This window comes from Agromyces sp. NPDC058104 (assembly GCF_042884835.1).
Taxonomy (GTDB): Bacteria; Actinomycetota; Actinomycetes; order Actinomycetales; family Microbacteriaceae; genus Agromyces.
In genome coordinates, this window is the sequence record NZ_JBHVTD010000001.1 from 307,321 (window position 1) to 326,064 (window position 18,744).

Consider the following 18,744-nt stretch of genomic DNA (forward strand, 5'->3'; position numbering starts at 1 on the left):
GACGACGACGGGGGCGGCCACCCGGCCGCCCCCGTCGCTGATCAGCTACGCTGTCACGCCGTGAAGCGCGGGAACGCCGTGCGACCGGCGTACACCGCGGCCTCACCGAGCTCTTCTTCGATCCTCAGAAGCTGATTGTACTTGGCGACGCGCTCCGAGCGGGCGGGCGCGCCCGTCTTGATCTGACCGCAGTTGGTCGCCACCGCGAGGTCGGCGATCGTCGTGTCCTCGGTCTCGCCCGAACGGTGCGAGAGCACCGCGGTGTAGCCCGAGCGCTGCGCGAGCGACACAGCGTCGAGGGTCTCGGTGAGCGTGCCGATCTGGTTGACCTTCACGAGGATCGAGTTGCCCGCGTGCTTGCCGATGCCGTCGGCGAGGCGCTTCGGGTTGGTGACGAACAGGTCGTCGCCGACCAGCTGCAGCTTGCCGCCCAGCTCGGCGGTGAGGGCGGTCCAGCCCTCCCAGTCGTCCTCGGCGAGCGGGTCTTCGATCGAGATCAGCGGGTACGCGGCGGCGAGCTCGGCGTAGTATGCGCTCATCTCGGCCGAGGTGCGGTCCTGGCCCTCGAAGCGGTAGACGCCGTTCTCGAAGAACTCGGTCGCGGCGACGTCGAGGCCGAGCGCGATGTCGGTGCCGAGCGTGAAGCCGGCCTTCTGCACCGCCTCGGAGATGAAGTCGAGCGCGTCGCGGTTCGAGGCGAAGTCGGGCGCGAAGCCGCCCTCGTCGCCGAGGCCCGTCGAGAGCCCCTTCGACTTCAGCAGGCTCTTCAGCGCGTGGTACGTCTCGACGCCCCAGCGGAGGCCCTCGGAGTACGTCGGCGCGCCGATCGGCAGCACCATGAACTCCTGGATGTCGACGCCGGTGTCGGCGTGCGCGCCGCCGTTGATGATGTTCATCATCGGCACGGGCAGCACGTGCGCGTTCGGGCCGCCGAGGTAGCGGAACAGCGGCAGGTCGGCCGAGTCGGCCGCCGCCTTCGCGACGGCGAGCGAGACGCCGAGGATGGCGTTCGCGCCCAGCGCGCTCTTGTTGTCGGTGCCGTCGGCCTCGATGAGGGCGGCGTCGACGAGGCGCTGGTCGCTCGCGTCGAGGTCTTCGATGGCCGGGCCGAGCTCGTCGAGCACGGCGTCGACGGCCTTCTGCACGCCCTTGCCGAGGTAGCGGTCGGCGTCGCCGTCGCGCAGTTCGTAGGCCTCGAAGGCACCGGTGGAGGCGCCCGAGGGCACGGCGGCGCGAGCGAGGGTGCCGTCGTCGAGCAGCACCTCGACCTCGACCGTCGGGTTGCCGCGCGAATCGAGAATCTCGCGCGCGCCTACAGCTTCGATGAATGCCACAGTGGACTCCTCGTGTGATGGGGGTGACTGGTGGAAGACTCCGTCGTGATCCGCTCCCGAGTCTAGAGGTCGAGGATGTCTCGCGCTTGCGCGTGACGTCGCCCCGACCCGCTACGCGCCGAGGTCGCGGAACTCGAGGGAGGCGGCGTCCGACGTCGCGGCGCCCACCGTCGCGAAGGCGTCGAATCCGTCGGCGGTCACGCGGTCGAGCAGCGCACGCATGTTCTTCGTGCGGCGTTCGAGGCGCACGCGGGTGCCGGAGGCCACGAGCTCGGCCTTCAGGGCGAGCAGGCTCGCCTGCGCGACATCCGCGTCGTAGACCAGGACGACCGCGCGCGGGCGCGCGTCGTCCGCGATCTCGAGCAGGTCGACGATGCGCTCGAAGCCGATCGAGAAGCCGCAGGCCGGCACGTCCTGGCCGAGGAATCGCCCGATCATGCCGTCGTACCGGCCGCCGCCGCCGAGCGAGTAGCCGAACTCGGGGTGCGCGATCTCGAAGATCGTGCCCGTGTAGTAGCCCATGCCGCGCACGAGCGTCGGGTCGAACTCGATCGCGGCGTCGGGCAGGGCCGCGCGGAGCGCGAGGAGGTCGGCGTAGGCGGCCTGGTCGAGCCACGCGGGCGGCGGCGCGACGCCGTCGTGGAGGTGCCAGTCGGCGCTCGTGAGCCCCTCCAGCGCGCTCGCGACGTCGACCTCGGGCCCGACGGCGCCCGTCTCGGCCAGTTCGGCGGCGACGCCGGCGACGCCGATCTTGTCGAGCTTGTCGACGGTGATGAGCGCGCGTTCGCGGAGCTCATCGGGCACGCCCCACGACGCGAGGATGCCCTGGAGGACGCGGCGGTCGTTGAGGCGGATCGTCGTGCCGGCAAGTCCGAGCGCGTCGAGCGTCGCGACGGTCGCGGTCAGCAGCTCGAGCTCGGCGAGCGGGCCTGCCTCGCCGATGATGTCGATGTCGCACTGCACGAACTGGCGGTAGCGGCCCTTCTGCGGGCGCTCGGCACGCCAGACGGGAGCGATCTGGATGGCGCGGAACACGGGCGGCAGCGCCGCGCGGTGCGTCGCGTAGAAGCGCGCGAGCGGCACCGTGAGGTCGTAGCGCAGCCCGAGGTCGGCGAGGGCGAGGGCATCGCCGGATGCCGCGGCGCGCGCGAGGTCGTCGGCGGTGAGGCCGCGCTTCATGACGGCGAAGGCGAGCTTCTCGTTGTCGCCGCCGAGCCCGGCGTGCAGCCGGCTCGAGTCCTCCATCACGGGCGTCTCGATCTCGTCGAAGCCGTGGGCCGCGTAGACCCCGCGGATCACGCCGAGGGCGTGCTCGCGGCGGGCCTTCTCGGCGGGGAGGAAGTCGCGCATGCCGCGCGGAGGAGTGACGGAAGCGGCCATGCGTGCCATTCTTCCAGTTGTGCGGGCCGACTCCGCGCGCGAGGAGGCACGATGGCGGGCATCACGGTCGAGGGCGTCGCCCGATCGTTCGGGGAGGTGCACGCGGTTCGTGATGCGAGCTTCGAGGTCGCCCGCGGCAGCGTCGCAGGGCTCATCGGCCCGAACGGCGCGGGCAAGACGACGCTGCTCCTCATGCTCGCGACCCTGCTGGCGCCCGACGCCGGCACGATCCGCATCGCGGGCTACGACCCCGTCACCGAGCCGCACCAGGTGCGCCGGCGCATGGGGTGGATGCCCGACGTGCTCGGCTCGTGGCCCACGCTCTCGGTGCGCGCAGCGCTCACGACGAGCGCCCGCATGTACGGGATGGGGGTCCCCGAGGCATCCGCCCGTGCGCAGCAGCTGATCGAGCTCGTCGACCTCGTCCCGCTCGCCGAGCAGGCGACGCGGGTGCTCTCGCGAGGGCAGAAGCAGCGGCTGAGCCTCGCCCGCGCGCTCGTGCACGACCCCGAGGTGCTGCTGCTCGACGAGCCGGCCTCGGGCCTCGACCCCGCCGCGCGGGCCGAGCTCCGTGAGCTCGTCCGCCGGCTCGCGGGCGAGGGCAAGACCATCCTCGTGTCGAGCCACGTGCTCGCCGAGCTCGAGGAGATGGCCGATTCCGCGGTCTACCTCGCCGCCGGGGCGACCGCCGCCCCGGAGGAGGTGGCGCGCGCCGGTCAGACCGCGCGGCACTGGCGGATCCGGTCGCTCGACGCGGAGCGGCTCGTCGCCGCCCTCGGCGCGGCGGGATTCGGCGAGGTGGCGGTCGTCGACCGGTTCGGCGCCGTCGTACCGCTCGCGAGCGAGCAGGACGCGGCGCAGCTGCTCGCCCACCTCATCGGCACGGGCGTGCCGGTCTCGTCGTTCGCGCCGGCCGTGGGCGACCTCGAACACGTCTTCCACGACCTCAACCGGACGGGGGACGACGCATGATCGGGTTCTTCCAGGGCCTGTGGCTCATCGTCGCCCTCGACCTGAAGCAGCGGGTGCGCGGCGTCGCCTGGTACGTGCTGCTCGGGGTCTTCGTGCTGCTCGTGACGATCGTGACGGTGCTCGTCGTGATCGCGACGAACGCGTGGGACACCGGCGGCGGCGCCGTCTTCTCGACGGTCGTCTTCTTCGTGCTGCTGCTCGGCACCCTCGTCTCCCCCGCCCTCTCGGGCAACGCGGTCAACGGCGAGCGCGAGGCGGGCACGCTCGCGACGACCCAGGTCACGCTCGTGACCACCGCGCAGCTCGTCATCGGCAAGTGGCTCGCGGCGTGGATCACGGCACTCGCGTTCCTCGCCGCCTCGGTGCCGTTCCTCGTGTTCGGCGTCGTGCTCGGCGAGGTCTCGGCCTCGACGATCGCGGTGTCGCTGCTGGTGCTCGCGATCGAGGTCGGCGTGATCGCCGCGATCGGCGTGGGGCTCTCGGGCGTGATCACGCGGCCGCTGTTCTCGGTCGTCGTGACCTACCTCGTCGTCGCGGCGCTCTCGGTGGGCACGCTCATCGCCTTCGCGCTCGGGGGCTCGGCGATGCAGTCGACGGTGCGCCATACGTACATCTCGGTCGACTACGAGCAGCTCGACCAGGAGGGACTGCAGCCCGGCGACCTCGAGGGCGAGGTGCCGTGCCTGCCGCCCCAGGTGCAGGAGTACCCGACCCCTCGCTGGGACTACGTCTGGGGCTTCCTCGCGGCGAACCCCTACGTCGTCGTCGCGGATGCCTCGCCGGGCGCCTTCGACGAGCAGGGCTCGCCGCGCGACCTCTTCGGCTGGATCGCGGTGGGGGTGCGGCAGGCGCAGCACGCGCCCGATCTCGAGACGACGTACGACGAGTGCGCCGACTGGGAGAGGTACGGCGCCTACGGCTACGGTGCCCCCGGCGACTACGAGACCCCGCAGGAGGTCTACGACCGTTCGGTGCCGTCGTGGTTCGTGGGCCTCTCGATCCATGTGCTGCTCGGTGCGGCCGCGCTCGCGTGGGCGTGGCGCCGCACCGAGGTGCCGGCTCGGCGGCTCGCGAAGGGCAGCCGCATCGCCTGATCGGCTGGTGTGCTGCTCGTGCAGGAAAATGGGCCGTATCCCGGCCTGTCAGGGCACGTCAGTGCAGATTTCCTGCAGAAGCAGGTGGCTGCTCGGCGCGCCGCACCTCGTCCTCGAACTCGCGCACCGCGGCCCGGAGCGCGCGCTCGGCGTCGAGTCCCTGCTCGCGCGCCGAGGCGACGAGCTCGAACAACTGCCGCCCGAGCTCCTGCTCCGTGGCGGGCGACGTCGCGGCCGCCGCGTCGGAGACCGCCGGCCACGGGGCATCCTGTGCGGTGACGCCGGCCTTCTCGGCCTTGGCGAGCACCTTGCGGGCGAGCGCGAGCGCCGGCATGCCGCGCGGCACCCCGTCGAGCACGCTCGTGCGATGCGGCTTCTCGTCGGCCTTCAGGTCCTCCCAGAAGGCGACGACGTCGTCGGCGGTCTCGGCCTCGCGATCGCCGAAGACATGGGGATGCCGCGACACCATCTTGGCCGTCATGTGCCGGGCGACATCGTCGATGTCGAAGCGCTCGTCGCCCGTGTGCGCGGCGATGTCGGCGTGGAACAGCACCTGGTAGAGCACGTCGCCGAGCTCCTCGAGCATCTCGGCGCGGTCGCCCGCCTCGATCGCGTCGATGAGCTCCCAGCACTCCTCGACGAGGTACTGCACGAGGGACTCGTGCGTCTGGTCGGCGTCCCAGGGGCACCCGCCGGGGGCGCGCAGCAGGGCGACGGTGGCGACGAGCTCGTCGAGTCCGGGGTGGGGTGCGCTCATACCGGCAGCCTAGGCGGCGGCCGCCGTGCGCGCGCGGATCCGAGCGCGCTCAGTGCACGAGCGCGAGCAGCAGGCCGACGCCGATGAAGAGCACGCCGAACGCCGTGTTCACGATGCGCTGGCCGCGCACCGAGCGGGTGAAGCGGCGCATCCCGTGCGCCGCGAGCGCGAAGAAGCCCCACATCACGATGACGTCGACGACGATGACGGTCGCGCCGACGACGAGGTACTGCGGCAGCAACGGCTGGTCGGGCCGGATGAACTGCGGCAGGAACGCGAGGAAGAAGACGATCGCCTTCGGGTTCAGGAGGTTCACCCAGAGCCCCCTGCGGAACATCGACCAGCGCGACTCGGCGGCGGCGAGCGGCGACGTGGCCGAGACATCCGCTTCCTCGGCGTCGGCCTCGTCGGCCGCCTGCGGCTTCGCGAGCAGCTGGCGGATGCCGAGGTAGACGAGGTAGGCGGCGCCGGCGTAGCGGATCACCTCGAAGGCGACGGGCGACTTCGCGACGAGGACGCCGACGCCCGCGGCGACGATGAGGATGTGCACGACGAGCGCGGCCTGCTGCCCGAGGATGCCCCAGATCGATCGGCGGAACCCCTGGCTCAGCGAGTTGCCCATCGTGTTGATCGCGCCCGCTCCCGGAGTGAAGCTGATCACGAAGCACGCGGCGAGGAGCGTCGCCCAGAGCGAGAGGGTCACCGGACCAGCGTAAGCGCGGCGGAGAGGCGCTCGTGTCGGCCCGGTCGCTCGCGCACACCGCCCGGTAGACTCGATCCCGGAGTGCCGGGAAGTCTGGTCGGCCGGCGGGAGACCGTCGTCATCGCCCTTCCCGCGTCGCCTCACGGCCCCGGCCGGCACGCGCACGCGACGTCCGAACAGGAGTCCCATGAACTTCCTCCGCTCCGAGCGATGGGCTGCGGGGCTCCTCCTCGCCGCCGCCGCACTCGGCCTGCTGCTCGCCAACACGGCGCTCGGCCCGGCGCTGATCGAGTCGAAGAACGCCCACCTCGACCTGTCGTGGATCGGGCTCGACCTCTCGGTCGGCCACTGGATCAGCGACGGGCTGCTCGCGATCTTCTTCTTCATCGTCGCCGTCGAGCTCAAGCGCGAACTCGTCATCGGCGAGCTCAACACGCTCTCGAAGGCGCTCCTCCCCGCGATCGCCGCGGTCGGCGGCGTCGTCGTGCCCGCCCTGATCTACGTCGGCTTCACTGCGGGCACGCCGACGGTCGACGGCTGGCCCATCCCCACCGCGACCGACATCGCCTTCGCGCTGGGCGTGCTCGCCGTGTTCGGCACCTGGATCCCGACGCGCGTGCGCGTGTTCCTCCTCGCCCTCGCGGTGCTCGACGACCTCATCGCCATCCTCATCATCGCGTTCTTCTTCACGAACGACGCCGACCTGGCCTCGATCGGGTTCGCCGGCATCGCGATCGCCCTGTTCGGCGCGGTCAGCCGCGTCATGAAGCCGCGCTCGGCGTGGATCCTCTCCCGCCGCCCGCAGTGGCCCATCGTGCTGCTGCTCGTCCTGCTCGGGGTGCTCGCGTGGTACTTCGTCTACCGATCTGGCGTGCACGCGACGATCGCCGGCGTGGCGCTCGGCCTCGTGATGGCGCGACGGCCCGGCGGCCGGGCCGTGCACGCCCTCGAGCCGTGGTCGAACGGCGTCATCCTGCCGCTGTTCGCGTTCTCGGCCGCGATGGTGGCGGTGCCGCAGGTGCGCCCGAGCGAGCTCGATCCCGCGTTCTGGGGCATCGTCGTCGGGCTGCCGGTCGGCAAGATCGTCGGCATCGTCCTCGCCGGCGGCATCGGCGGCCTCGTCGCCCGCCGCCGATCGGGCACTCCCCTCACGCTCGGCGACCTGCTCGTCGTCGGCACGCTCGGCGGCATCGGCTTCACGGTGTCGCTGCTCATGAACGAGCTCGCGTTCGCCGGGATGCCGGCGGTCGCCGACGAGGGCACCCTCGCCGTGCTGCTCGGCTCGGGCGTCGCGATCGCCGCCTCGGCGCTCGCGGTGAGCGCGCGCTCGGCGCACTACCGGCGACGTGGGGCGCAGGCCGGGCAGGGCGGGGCATTCTCACGATGAACGACGACGGAGGGAATTCGATGAACGGCGATGACTCCGGTGCCGACGGGGCACCCGCCGCGGAACCGGCCAGCCGGCACCTGAGCGCCGAGCTGCGCCCGCGCCGGCTGCGCGGCATCCGCAAGGCCGTGCACACGGTGCTGCTCATCACCGGAGAGGCCCTGAGCCTCGGCGGGCCGTCCGTCGCCGAACTGGTGGTCGTGCGCACCGGAACCGGGGCTCCGGTCATCCGGACCGGCGCCGGATCGCTCATGGAGGCCGACGAGCTGCTCCGGCAGATCCGCGCCGACCTCGATCGGATGAGCGTCGAGGAGTTCCTCGCCGAGTGGGGCCACCTGAAGGCCTAGGCCCGGCCCGGCCCGGCCGACAAGCAGCGGCGCGGCCGCCCGCGGTCACACCGCGGGCGCCACCGCCCCGTCGCTCGGTTCGAAGATGTTCGTGACGAGCCGCGACACCCACTCGATGAGCTCGGCGTCGGGCAGCATCTCGCCGCCGGGCATCGGGAACGGCACGAGGATCACGTCGTTCTGCGCGAAGTGCTTGGCACCCTGGTACATGCGCTCGAGCCGCACGCGGCGCGAGTCGGGGATCTTCGCGGGCGCGATGCGCAGCTTCGACCCCGTCGCCAGCAGGTCGCTGAGGCCCGCGAGCTGGGCCTGACGGCGCAGCCGGGAGATGGCGACGAGGTGCGCGACCTGCTCGGGCGGCGTGCCGTAGCGGTCGACGAGCTCCTCGAGCACGGTGTCGATCTGGCCGTCCTTCGCGGCCGGGCCGCTCGCGGCCGAGAGCTTCTGGTACGCCTCGAGGCGCAGTCGCTCGCTGTCGACGTACTCCTCGGGGATGTGCGCGTCGACGGGCAGCTCGAGTCGCAGTTCGGTCTGCCCCTCGGCGACGTCGCCGCGGAACGCCGACACCGCCTCGCCGATCATGCGGAGGTACAGGTCGAAGCCGACGCCCGCGATGTGCCCGGCCTGCTCGGCGCCGAGCAGGTTGCCCGCACCGCGGATCTCGAGGTCTTTGAGCGCGATCTGCATGCCGCCGCCGAGCTCGTTGTTCGCGGCGATCGTCGAGAGCCGGTCGTGCGCCGTCTCGGAGAGCGGCTTCGCCGGGTCGTAGAGGAAGTACGCGTACGCGCGCTCGCGGCCGCGCCCGACCCGGCCGCGCAGCTGGTGCAGCTGGCTGAGCCCGTACTTGTCGGCCTTGTCGATGATGATCGTGTTCGCGTTCGAGATGTCGAGGCCGGTCTCGATGATCGTCGTCGAGACGAGCACGTCGAACTTGCGCTCCCAGAAGTCGTTCACGATCTGCTCGAGCACGTGCTCGTTGAGCTGCCCGTGGGCGACCGCGATGCGCGCCTCGGGCACGAGCTCGGCGAGCTGGGCCGCGACCCGGTTGATCGACGAGACGCGGTTGTGCACGAAGAACACCTGCCCCTCGCGGAGCATCTCGCGCCGGATCGCCGCGCCCACCTGCTGCTCGGAGTACGGCCCCACGAAGGTGAGGATGGGGTGGCGGTCCTCGGGCGGGGTCGCGAGGGTCGACATCTCGCGGATGCCGGTGACGGCCATCTCGAGGGTGCGCGGGATCGGCGTCGCGCTCATCGCCAGGATGTCGACGTTGGTCTTCAGCTTCTTGAGCGCGTCCTTGTGCTCGACGCCGAAGCGCTGCTCCTCGTCGATGATCATGAGGCCGAGGTCTTTGAACTGCACCTTCTCGGTGAGGATGCGGTGGGTGCCGATGACCATGTCGACGGTGCCGTCGGCGAGGCCCGCGACCGTCTCGCGCACCTCCTTGTCGGTCTGGAAGCGGCTGAGCGGCCGCACCCGCACCGGGAAGCCGGCGAAGCGCTCGCTGAACGTCTCGAGGTGCTGCTTCGCGAGGAGCGTGGTGGGCACGAGCATCGCGGCCTGCTTGCCGTCCTGGATCGCTTTGAAGGCGGCGCGCACCGCGACCTCGGTCTTGCCGAAGCCGACGTCGCCGGCGAGGAGGCGGTCCATCGGGATGGGCCGCTCCATGTCGGCCTTCACCTCGTCGATCGTCTGCAGCTGGTCGTGCGTCTCGGCGAACGGGAAGGCCTCTTCGAGCTCGTGCTGCCACGGGGTGTCGGGGCCGAAGGCGTGCCCCTTCGCCGCCATGCGCGCCGAGTAGAGCTTGACGAGCTCGACGGCGATGTCGCGCACGGCCTTGCGGGCCTTCGACTTCGCCTGCGACCAGTCGCTGCCGCCCATCTTCGAGAGCGACGGGGCCTCGCCGCCGACGTAGCGCGAGAGCAGGTCGAGCTGGTCGGTCGGCACGAAGAGGCGGTCGCCCGCCTGGCCGCGCTTCGAGGGCGCGTACTCGAGCACGAGGTACTCGCGCACCGAGGTGGGCTGCTGCTGGATGCCGGCGGTGCGGCTCGGCCCCTTGGGGCGGGTGCCGGTCGCCACCTCGCGCTGCACCATCTCGACGAACCGGCCGATGCCGTGCGTCTGGTGCACGACGAAGTCGCCCGCCTTGAGCTGGAGCGGGTCGACGACGTTGCGGCGCCGCGAGGCGAGCTTCTTGCCCTGCCTCGCGTCGTAGCCGGCGGCGCGGCCGTAGAACTCCGCCTCGGCGATGAGCCCCAGCTTCGCCTCGGGCACCTCGAAGCCGCGGGCGGCGTCGGCGTGCACGAGGTACGCGACGCCGGCCTCGAACTCGCTCGGCGTCTCGTCGACGATGCGGGCGGCGAGACCCGCCTCGGCGAGCACGTCGCGGGCGCGCTCGACGAGCCCCTGCCCGGCCGAGACGACGACGAGCGACCAGCCGTCGCGGAGGCGCCGGCCGACGTGCTCGACCGCGCCCTCGACGTTGCCCTGGAAGCTCGGCATCGCGTTCGCCGCGACGCGGCGGGTGGCCTGCGCGGCCTGGGCGGCCTGTTCGGCGGCGTCGCCCCCGGCGGCCGCGACCACCTCGGCGGCGTCGCCGAGGTCGAAGCTCGAGAAGTTCCACCACACGCGGCGCGGGTCGGGCTCGCCCGGCGCGCTGTAGATCGCGGCGTCGCGCAGCGCCCGCACGGTGAGGAAGTCGCCCGCGGCGAGGTCGATGGGCGCCTCGGCGCCGTGGGTCGCGGCCATCCACGCGGCCGACAGGAACTCGCGGTTCGTCTCGCCGAGGCTGACGGCGCGACCGGCGACGCGCTCGGGCTCGAGCACCGCGATCGCCGCGCCCTCGGGCAGGTAGTGCGTGATCGGCACGAGCCGCTCGAGGAGGGCGGGCGCGAGCGACTCCATGCCCTCGACCGGGATGCCCTCGGCGATCTTCTCGAGCATCGCCGAGAGGCTCGGGAACTCGTGCACCATCTCGGCGGCCCGCTGTCGGACCGGCCCGGTGAGCAGCAGCTCACGGCTCGGCGAGAGCACGACGCGTTCGACGGGTTCGGGGAGGGAACGCTGGTCGGCGACCGAGAACGCGCGGAGCTCCTCGACCTCGTCGCCGAAGAACTCGACGCGCACCGGGTGGTCGGCGGTCGGCGGGAAGACGTCGAGGATGCCGCCGCGCACCGCGAACTCGCCGCGGCGGGCGACCATGTCGACTCGGGCATACGCGAGGTCGACGAGCTCGACGGCGAGCTTGGAGAGCTCGTGCCCCCGGCCGCCCTGCACGAGTTCGACGGGCGCGCGATCGGCGAGGTTGTCGGCGAGCGGCTGCAGCGCGGCGCGCACCGAGGCGACCACCACGAGCGGATGCCTCGCCGCCGACGCCGACCACTCGTGCATGCGGCGCAGGGCATGGAGCCGACGGCCGACGGTCTCGGCGCTCGGCGAGAGGCGCTCGTGCGGCAGCGTCTCCCATGCGGGGAACTCGAGGAGCTCGGCGTCGGCCGGGAGGTGGGGCGCGAGCGACGCGCGCATGGCCTCGCCCTCGCGGCTCGTCGCGGTGATGACGAGGAGCACGGGCGGCAGCCCCGCCTCGACCCGGCGGGCGAGGAGCCCGGCGAGCAGGGGCGCGTCGAGACCCGCTGGAGCCGAGAAGTCGGCGTTCCGCATGGCCTCGGAGAGGGCGCCGTCGATCGTGGAGGCGCGCGAAAGCGCCGTGTTCAGACCCTGCAGACTCACCCGACGAGTCTACGCGCGCCCTCCGACACCGTCGCCGGGCCGGGCCCGGTGCCCCGACGGCGAGCCCGCGTCGGCGGCGCCGGATACGATTGGCGCGGCTCGACGGAAGGACCCCGCATGATCATCGCCGCCGCAGACGGCTCGGCCCTCGGCAACCCCGGCCCCGCCGGATGGGCCTGGTACGTCGACGACGACCGCTGGGCGGCCGGCGGGTGGAAGCACAGCACCAACAACGTCGGCGAGCTCACCGCCGTGCTCGAACTGTTCCGTGCCACCGCCCACCTCGACGACGAGCTGCTCGTGCAGTGCGACAGCCAGTACGTCATCAACTCGGTCACGAAGTGGATGCCCGGGTGGAAGCGCAAGGGGTGGCGCAAGGCCGACGGCAAGCCGGTGATGAACGTCGAGATCCTGAAGGAGATCGACGCCGAACTCGTCGGCCGCCGCTATCGCTTCGAGTGGGTGAAGGGCCACGTCGGCCATCCGATGAACGAGGCCGCCGATCAGCGCGCCCGTGCCGCGGCGGAGGCCTTCCGCAGCGGCCTGCCCGTTCCCGCGGGTCCGGGCTGGGCCGATGGGGCGGTCGCCGAGGCCGACGAGCCCGGCGAACGAGTGATCGCCGAGACCTCCACGAGAGATGACGATGACGAGCTCGGCGGCGGCGGGCGCGACGCCGACGAGGTGCCCGCCACGCTCTTCGACCTCGACGAGGCGCCCGATGCGTGGCAGACCCTCACCGTCGAGCTCTCCACCGAGGAGCACGAGCGGCTGGTGCAGCGCGCCCGCGCCGCGGGGCTCTCGCCCGAGGAGTTCCTCCGCGGGCTCATCTGAACCCGCACCGCCGCCCGGTCAGGCGGGCGAGTGGAAGCGCTGCTGCGCCGCGAGCAGGCCGTCCGAGGCGATCGACTCGACCGCGTCGGCCGCATCGCCCAGCAGGATGCCGAGGGTCTGGCGCTCGGTGCCCGAGAAGTCCTTGAGGACGAAGTCGGCCGGGTCCTGCCGGCCGGGCGGGCGGCCCACGCCGACGCGCACGCGCACGTAGTCGGGGCCGAGTGCCTTCGAGATGTCGCGCAGGCCGTTGTGCCCGCCGTGCCCGCCGCCCTGCTTGAGCTTCACGGTGTCGAAGGGCAGGTCGAGCTCGTCGTGCACCACGATGAGGCGCTCGGGTTCGATGCCGTAGAACTTCACGAGCGCCGAGACCGGTCCGCCCGAGGTGTTCATGTACGAGTTCGGCTTCGCGATGACGAGCTTCGGGCCGCCGGGGCGGAGGAAGCCCTCGGCGACGCGCGAGGGCGTCTTGTGGCTCTTGAAGCTCGCGCCGATCCGGGCGGCGAGCTCGTCGGCGACCATCTGGCCGACGTTGTGGCGGTTGCCCGCGTACTGCGCCCCGGGGTTGCCGAGGCCGACGACGAGCCAGGTGTTCGCGGCCACGATGGGTTCCTTCCGGGGGCGCAGGCGGTCGAGGAGTCCGATGATCGTCTCCGTTCGCGAGGTTCGAGGTGTGGGTGCCGGTGACAGCACGAGGGCCTGCGGCCCGCTCCGAGCGTACCCGGATGCGGCGCCGCAGGCCCCTGCGGAAGCTGAGTGGTTACTCGGCCGACTCGGCCGCGGCCTCCTCGGTCGCCTCGCCCTCGGCGGCCTCGCCCTCGGCGGCCTCGGCGGGCTCCTCGCCCAGGTCGACCTTCTGCGGGGTGTGCACGTTCACGACGAGCGCGTCGCCGTCGGTGACGAGCGTGGCGCCCTTGGGCAGCTCGACGTCCTTCGCGTGGATCTGGGTGCCCTCTTCGAGGCCCTCGACCGAGACGACGACGTTCTCGGGGATGTGGGTCGCCTCGACCTCGAGCGACAGGGTGTGCGAGTCGAGGTCGGCGATGGTGCCGGCGACGGGCTCGCCCTCGAGGTGCACGGGGACCTCGACCTGGACCTTCTCGCCCTTCTTCACGACGATGAGGTCGAGGTGCTCGATGACCTGGTGCACCGGGTCCTTCTGCACGTCCTTGACGAGCGCGAGCTGGCTCTTGCCGCCGATCTGCAGGTCGAGCACGGCGTTCGCCTTGCGGATGAGCAGGCCGACCTGGTGGGCCGGGAGGGTGACGTGCTGCGGCTCGGTGCCGTGGCCGTAGACCACCGCGGGGATCTTGCCTGCGGCACGGATCTTGCGGGCCGCACCCTTGCCGAAGCTCTCGCGGGCCTCTGCGATGACCTTGTTGTCGTCGTCCATGATGATTCTCCTTGCGGGCGCACGGCCCAGATCGTGTGTCTGTCGTTTCGACTCGAACGCGCGCAGCAACCTGCGCAGAGCGTGAGGAAAAGCCGTGGAGCCTGCTCCTACCGCGTCGATCACGGATGCCTCGCCGACCGTTCTCACGGGCGGACGGGCGTCCCTCGCCGAAGTCCAATCGCCCATTCTACCCGAACTCCTCCGCGGTGCCGTTCCGACCGTTCGGGACCCCTCAGGCGCGGAAGCGGCCGAGCGCCTCGCGCACGTCCTCGACGAGGTCGGCGGGGGCCCGGCCGACGTCGAGCACGATGCCGCGCTCGTCGTCGCCGAGCGGCTCGAGCGCCTCGAGCTGCGAGGCGAACAGGCTCGTCGGCATGAACTCGTGCTCGCGATCGCGCTGGCGCTCGGCGATGAGCCCGGCATCGCCGGCCAGGTGCACGAACACGATGCCGGGGGCGTGCGCCGCGAGCTGCTCGCGGTACCGGCGACGCAGCGCCGAGCAGGCGACGACGATCGCGACGCCCTCGGCGAGCTCGGCGGCGATGCGCGAGCCGATGCGGTCGAGCCAGGGCGCCCGGTCCTCGTCGTCGAGGGGCCGGCCCTCGGCCATCTTGCGCGTGTTCTCGGGCGGGTGCAGGTCGTCGCCGTCGACGAAGGGCGCCCCGAACGCCGCGGCGAGCGCGGCGCCGACGGTCGACTTGCCCGAGCCCGAGACGCCCATCACGACGAGCGGCAGCCGCAGGACCTCCGACATGGCATGCTCCTCAGTTCGCTTGCGAGCCGACGCGGACGGCGACGGCGCGCCGGCCGGGCGTCGGCACTGCGAAACTACCGCATGCGCCTGGCACGTCGACCGGCCGGCGCCCGCTCACCGCAACACCGTGCAACTGTGAGGCGCGCTCACAGTACGCTGGGATCGACCCCACCCTTTCTTCGAGGAGAGCTACGTGCCTGTCACCCCTTCAGCAAACATCGGCGTCGTCGGCCTCGCGGTCATGGGCTCGAACCTCGCCCGCAACCTGGCGAGCCGCGAAGGCAACACCGTCGCCGTGTTCAACCGCTCCCCCGAGCGCACGCGCACCCTCGTCGAGGAGCACCCCGAGGCCGGCTTCGTCGCGAGCGAGTCGTACGACGACTTCGTGGCCTCGCTCCAGAAGCCCCGCACCGCGATCATCATGGTGCAGGCGGGCCGCGGCACCGACGCCGTCATCTCCGAGCTGTCGAGCCGCTTCGAGCCGGGCGACATCATCGTCGACGGGGGCAACGCGAACTTCCACGACACCATCCGCCGCGAGGCCGAGATCTCCCCCACCGGCATCCACTTCGTCGGCACCGGCATCTCGGGCGGCGAGGAGGGCGCGCTCAACGGCCCCTCGATCATGCCGGGCGGCTCGGCCGAGTCGTACGAGACCCTCGGCCCGATCCTCGCCTCGATCGCGGCGGTCGCCGAGGGCGAGCCGTGCGTCACGCACGTCGGCACCGACGGCGCCGGCCACTTCGTCAAGATGGTGCACAACGGCATCGAGTACGCCGACATGCAGCTCATCGCCGAGGCCTACGACCTCATCCGCCAGGGCACCGGCAAGAGCCCCGCCGAGATCGCCGAGATCTTCGCCGAGTGGAACACCGGCGAGCTCGAGAGCTACCTCATCGAGATCACCGCGGAGGTGCTCCGCCAGGTGGATGCCTCGACCGGCCTCCCGCTCGTCGACGTCATCCTCGACGAGGCCGGCGCCAAGGGCACCGGCGCGTGGACGGTGCAGAACGCCCTCGACCTCGGTGTGCCCGTCTCGGGAATCGCCGAAGCCGTCTTCGCCCGCAGCCTCTCGTCGAAGCGCGCCCAGCGCGAGGCATCCGCGACCCTGCCCGGCCCCGACGGCGAGTTCGCCGTCGCCGACGCCGACGCCTTCATCGAGGACGTGCGCCAGGCGCTCTACGCGTCGAAGATCATCGCGTACTCGCAGGGCTTCGACGAGATCATCGCGGGCGCCGAGCAGTTCGGCTGGGACGTTAAGAAGGGCGACATCGCCAAGATCTGGCGAGCCGGATGCATCATCCGCGCCCGGTTCCTCAACCGCATCGCCGACGCCTACGCCGAGGACCCCGAGCTCGTGGCGCTCGTCGTCGCGCCGTACTTCCGCGACGCCGTCACCGGCGCGCAGGCCGCGTGGCGCCGCGTCGTCGTCGCGGCGGCGCAGTCGGGCATCCCGACCCCGGCGTTCAGCTCCTCGCTCGCCTACTACGACGGCCTGCGCGCACCGCGCCTGCCCGCCGCCCTGGTGCAGGGCCAGCGCGACTTCTTCGGCGCGCACACCTACAAGCGCGTCGACAAGGCGGGCGTGTTCCACACCCTGTGGTCGGGCGACCGCAGCGAGATCGAGACGACGCCCTCGTCGCACTGATCCCCCGCACCGGCCGCGACCGGTGACCCACGCGCGCCGGGCCCGGTGCGGCCGAGCGCCGCACCGGGCCCGCGCCCGTTAGGCTCGATGGCGGAGGTGCGCATGGCCGAGCCGAAGTGGCGTCACGAGGGCGAGGAGCCCGATTACCGTTTCACTCTCGCCAACGAGCGCACCTTCCTCGCGTGGATCCGGACGGCGCTCGCACTGCTCGCCGGCGGCGTGCTGCTGCACCAGTTCGCCGTCGAGCTCGACCCGCGCCTGGTCGTCACCGTGCTCTCGGTCGGCCTGGGCGTCGTCGCCGCGGTGCTGAGCGTGCTCTCGTACACGCGCTGGCGGGCGAACGAGATCGCGATCCGGCACGGCCGCCCGCTGCCGTACAGCTGGGTGCTGCCCCTGCTCGCCGCGGTCTGCCTCATCACGAGCGCCGTGCTCGCCGTGCTGCTGCTCGTGGCCTGAGCCATGACCACCCACAGCATTCCGGCCACCGGTGATCCGGGCCTGCAGCCCGAACGCACCGCGCTCTCGTGGAGCCGCACCGCCTTCGCCCTCGCGGTGAACGCCCTGCTCTCGCTCCGTTCGGGGCTCGTGGCGGGTGAGCCGTGGCTCGTGGCCGTCGGCGCCCTGCTGTTCGCCGCGTCCGGCGCGGCGGTGGCCCTCGCGACGGTCCGCCGACGCCAGCTCTCGGGCGAGCGCCTCGTGATCACGCCGCCCCGCGGCGCGCTGGCCGGGGTCGCCGTCGCGACGCTGCTCGCGAGCGTGGGCGGCATCGCCTCGATCTTCGTGGAGGGCGCGATCGCATGACCGACGAGCGTCCCGAGCACGACGAGCGGCACGACGACGACCGCCCCGTCTACGGCGAGCGTCGGCGTCGGGTGCTCCGCATCACGGTGCTCGTCGCGCTGGCCGCGCTCGTCCTGCCGCTCGTGCTCTCGGTCGTGGGCCAGGCGCAGTCGGCGGCCGCACGGGCGTGCGCGGTGTACGTCGATCGCTACGACGCCGACGCGGTCGGCTCGCGCGTCGCGTTCGACCTCTTCGCCGACGGCGGCCCCGGGTGGATGTGCTCCGCGGTGTCGGCCGGCGGCGTCACGACGCCGCTCGCGAACCTCGGCCTCCTGCCGAGCGCGCCGCGCCAGGTCGATCCCGACGAAGTCCCGGCCTAGCCGGGCGGGCGGTCGGCCCGCTCAGCTCCGCAGCGGGCTCCCGGTGCCGGGTGCGCCGTCGACGGCCCGGTCGTCGACCGGCCCCTCGCCGAGGCCGTGCGCACGCTCGTCGGCGATCGCAGCTTGCGGCGGCACGGGTTCGCCCGGGTTCCGGAGGAACACGATCACCCAGCTGAACACGAGCACGGCGACGACCAGCTCCACGGCGGTGAGGTTGTAGTACCCCGAGATGAAGAAGACGGCCATCACGACGATCACGCCGAGATAGACGTAGCCGAGCAGCAGGAACACCCGCGGCGTCGTGGGGATGAACCGGTGGAGCGACAGCACGAGCACCGTGAAGACGATCGCCATGCCCGTGGCGGAGATGTTGTGCGCAGTGAGGAACTCGTCGACCGGGAAGACGCCGACGCACGCGAGCAGCACGCCGATCACCGCGAGGAACACCGCGACCGTACTCCGGCCCCTGGCCGCCTCGGGCGTCGGCGACGGCACGCTCGACACGGCGTAGTGGGCGATGGTCGTCACGAGGACGCCGGCGATGATGAGCGTCAGGTTGAACGCGAGCGCCGAGAGGTCGTCGGTCATGCCGAGCGAGCTCAGGTTCTTCTTCCACCAGTGCGGGTCGGAGGCGCTCAGCATGCTCGCGAGCGCGCCGACCACGAGGAACACCGCGAGCACGAGCGAGAGCACCATCGGGCTGAGATGCACCGAGGAGAGGAACACCGCGTATGCGGTGATCGCGGTCGCCACCGCCGTGAGTGCCGCGGCGGGCACCGCGAAGACGACCGCGTCGACGAAGCTCAGGCTGAGCACGGTCGCGAGCCCGATCCAGCCCAGCAGGGCGATGACCGCGTGCGCGATGGCGAGCGCGGCGATGTCGAACCAGCGCAGGCGCCCGTGACGGGCGGTGTCGGCCGCGAGCCGGGAGTCGGCGGCGCTGCGCGTCGCGACGACCCGGCGCCCGACCACGAAGACGACGAGCGCGACGACGGCCGAGGTGATGCCGATCATCTGCCCGAGCGAGCCCTCGCCCGAGATCGGCAGGTCCTGCCCGCGGTAGATCAGCCACGACAGCGGCCCGGTGACCACGAACACCAGGGCCCCGATGAGCAGCGCGGCCGATTCGAGCGACTGCGCGTTCGCGGCGGGATGGCGAAGCAGCTTGGTGATCGACGTCGACATGGCACTCCCCGTGTCCGCGTCGTGGTCGGTGCGATCCAGGCGTCCGTGCCCCGACATCCATCGGGCCGCTCGG

General features: G+C 72.0%; 18 protein-coding genes. 9 read left to right on the top strand and 9 right to left on the bottom strand.

The window, feature by feature from the left end; all coding sequences use genetic code 11:
• Positions 1–53: 53 nt before the first annotated feature.
• Entirely contained in the window at positions 54–1,334 is a 1,281-nt protein-coding gene (gene eno / locus ACFVTH_RS01420) for a phosphopyruvate hydratase (RefSeq protein WP_387085961.1), read from the bottom strand.
• Between the two features lie 111 nt (positions 1,335–1,445).
• Positions 1,446–2,714: a histidine--tRNA ligase gene (gene hisS, locus ACFVTH_RS01425; RefSeq protein ID WP_387085964.1), complete on the bottom strand. Its 1,269-nt coding sequence runs from the start codon at positions 2,712–2,714 to the stop codon at positions 1,446–1,448.
• Between the two features lie 51 nt (positions 2,715–2,765).
• Between hisS and ACFVTH_RS01430 the strand changes: the two genes are divergently transcribed.
• Complete coding sequence (locus ACFVTH_RS01430; RefSeq protein ID WP_387085966.1) at positions 2,766–3,686, top strand: ABC transporter ATP-binding protein; 921 nt, start codon at positions 2,766–2,768, stop codon at positions 3,684–3,686.
• Positions 3,683–4,780 (top strand): ABC transporter permease, encoded by a 1,098-nt coding sequence (locus ACFVTH_RS01435; RefSeq protein WP_387085969.1) that lies wholly within the window; start codon positions 3,683–3,685, stop codon positions 4,778–4,780. The genes ACFVTH_RS01430 and ACFVTH_RS01435 overlap by 4 nt, the downstream gene beginning before the upstream one ends.
• A 58-nt stretch (positions 4,781–4,838) precedes the next feature.
• Here the strand turns inward: ACFVTH_RS01435 and ACFVTH_RS01440 are convergent, their stop codons facing one another.
• Both ACFVTH_RS01440 and ACFVTH_RS01445 read right to left on the bottom strand, forming a co-directional pair.
• Positions 4,839–5,537: a YabN family protein gene (locus ACFVTH_RS01440; RefSeq protein WP_387085973.1), complete on the bottom strand. Its 699-nt coding sequence runs from the start codon at positions 5,535–5,537 to the stop codon at positions 4,839–4,841.
• A 49-nt stretch (positions 5,538–5,586) separates the two neighbouring features.
• A complete protein-coding gene (locus ACFVTH_RS01445; RefSeq protein ID WP_387085976.1) occupies positions 5,587–6,240 on the bottom strand; it encodes a LysE family transporter in 654 nt (217 codons plus the stop codon).
• Between the two features lie 187 nt (positions 6,241–6,427).
• On the opposite strand from ACFVTH_RS01445, the gene ACFVTH_RS01450 reads away from it, so the two are divergent.
• Entirely contained in the window at positions 6,428–7,627 is a 1,200-nt protein-coding gene (locus tag ACFVTH_RS01450) for a Na+/H+ antiporter NhaA (RefSeq protein ID WP_387085979.1), read from the top strand.
• 20 nt (positions 7,628–7,647) lie between these two features.
• On the top strand, positions 7,648–7,974 hold the full coding sequence (locus ACFVTH_RS01455; protein ID WP_387085981.1) for a hypothetical protein: 327 nt from the start codon (positions 7,648–7,650) through the stop codon (positions 7,972–7,974).
• A 45-nt stretch (positions 7,975–8,019) separates the two neighbouring features.
• On the opposite strand, the gene mfd is transcribed toward ACFVTH_RS01455, so the two are convergent.
• The gene (mfd, locus tag ACFVTH_RS01460) at positions 8,020–11,703 is read right to left on the bottom strand and encodes a transcription-repair coupling factor (RefSeq protein WP_387085984.1); all 3,684 of its coding nucleotides are present in this window, start codon (positions 11,701–11,703) and stop codon (positions 8,020–8,022) included.
• Between the two features lie 117 nt (positions 11,704–11,820).
• Here mfd and ACFVTH_RS01465 point away from each other — a divergent pair, with 117 nt between their 5' ends.
• On the top strand, positions 11,821–12,534 hold the full coding sequence (locus ACFVTH_RS01465) for an RNase H family protein (protein ID WP_387085987.1): 714 nt from the start codon (positions 11,821–11,823) through the stop codon (positions 12,532–12,534).
• 18 nt (positions 12,535–12,552) lie between these two features.
• Here the strand turns inward: ACFVTH_RS01465 and pth are convergent, their stop codons facing one another.
• The 3 genes from pth to ACFVTH_RS01480 all read right to left on the bottom strand — a co-directional run bounded on the left by pth (position 12,553) and on the right by ACFVTH_RS01480 (position 14,678).
• Positions 12,553–13,134, bottom strand: coding sequence for an aminoacyl-tRNA hydrolase (gene pth / locus ACFVTH_RS01470; protein WP_387085989.1), 582 nt, complete (start codon positions 13,132–13,134; stop codon positions 12,553–12,555).
• 157 nt (positions 13,135–13,291) lie between these two features.
• Positions 13,292–13,924, bottom strand: coding sequence for a 50S ribosomal protein L25/general stress protein Ctc (locus ACFVTH_RS01475; protein ID WP_387085992.1), 633 nt, complete (start codon positions 13,922–13,924; stop codon positions 13,292–13,294).
• A 232-nt stretch (positions 13,925–14,156) separates the two neighbouring features.
• A complete protein-coding gene (locus ACFVTH_RS01480) occupies positions 14,157–14,678 on the bottom strand; it encodes a gluconokinase (protein ID WP_387085995.1) in 522 nt (173 codons plus the stop codon).
• Between the two features lie 193 nt (positions 14,679–14,871).
• On the opposite strand from ACFVTH_RS01480, the gene gndA reads away from it, so the two are divergent.
• From gndA to ACFVTH_RS01500, 4 genes are all read left to right on the top strand, one after another.
• Positions 14,872–16,326, top strand: coding sequence for an NADP-dependent phosphogluconate dehydrogenase (gene gndA / locus ACFVTH_RS01485; RefSeq protein ID WP_387085998.1), 1,455 nt, complete (start codon positions 14,872–14,874; stop codon positions 16,324–16,326).
• Positions 16,327–16,428: 102 nt separating this feature from the next.
• Positions 16,429–16,782, top strand: coding sequence for a YidH family protein (locus ACFVTH_RS01490; protein ID WP_157424687.1), 354 nt, complete (start codon positions 16,429–16,431; stop codon positions 16,780–16,782).
• A 3-nt stretch (positions 16,783–16,785) separates the two neighbouring features.
• Positions 16,786–17,127, top strand: coding sequence for a DUF202 domain-containing protein (locus ACFVTH_RS01495; protein WP_387086001.1), 342 nt, complete (start codon positions 16,786–16,788; stop codon positions 17,125–17,127).
• Positions 17,124–17,486: a hypothetical protein gene (locus ACFVTH_RS01500; protein ID WP_387086004.1), complete on the top strand. Its 363-nt coding sequence runs from the start codon at positions 17,124–17,126 to the stop codon at positions 17,484–17,486. The genes ACFVTH_RS01495 and ACFVTH_RS01500 overlap by 4 nt, the downstream gene beginning before the upstream one ends.
• 21 nt (positions 17,487–17,507) lie before the next feature.
• Here the strand turns inward: ACFVTH_RS01500 and ACFVTH_RS01505 are convergent, their stop codons facing one another.
• Positions 17,508–18,671: a DUF998 domain-containing protein gene (locus tag ACFVTH_RS01505; RefSeq protein ID WP_387086007.1), complete on the bottom strand. Its 1,164-nt coding sequence runs from the start codon at positions 18,669–18,671 to the stop codon at positions 17,508–17,510.
• Positions 18,672–18,744 lie beyond the last annotated feature (73 nt).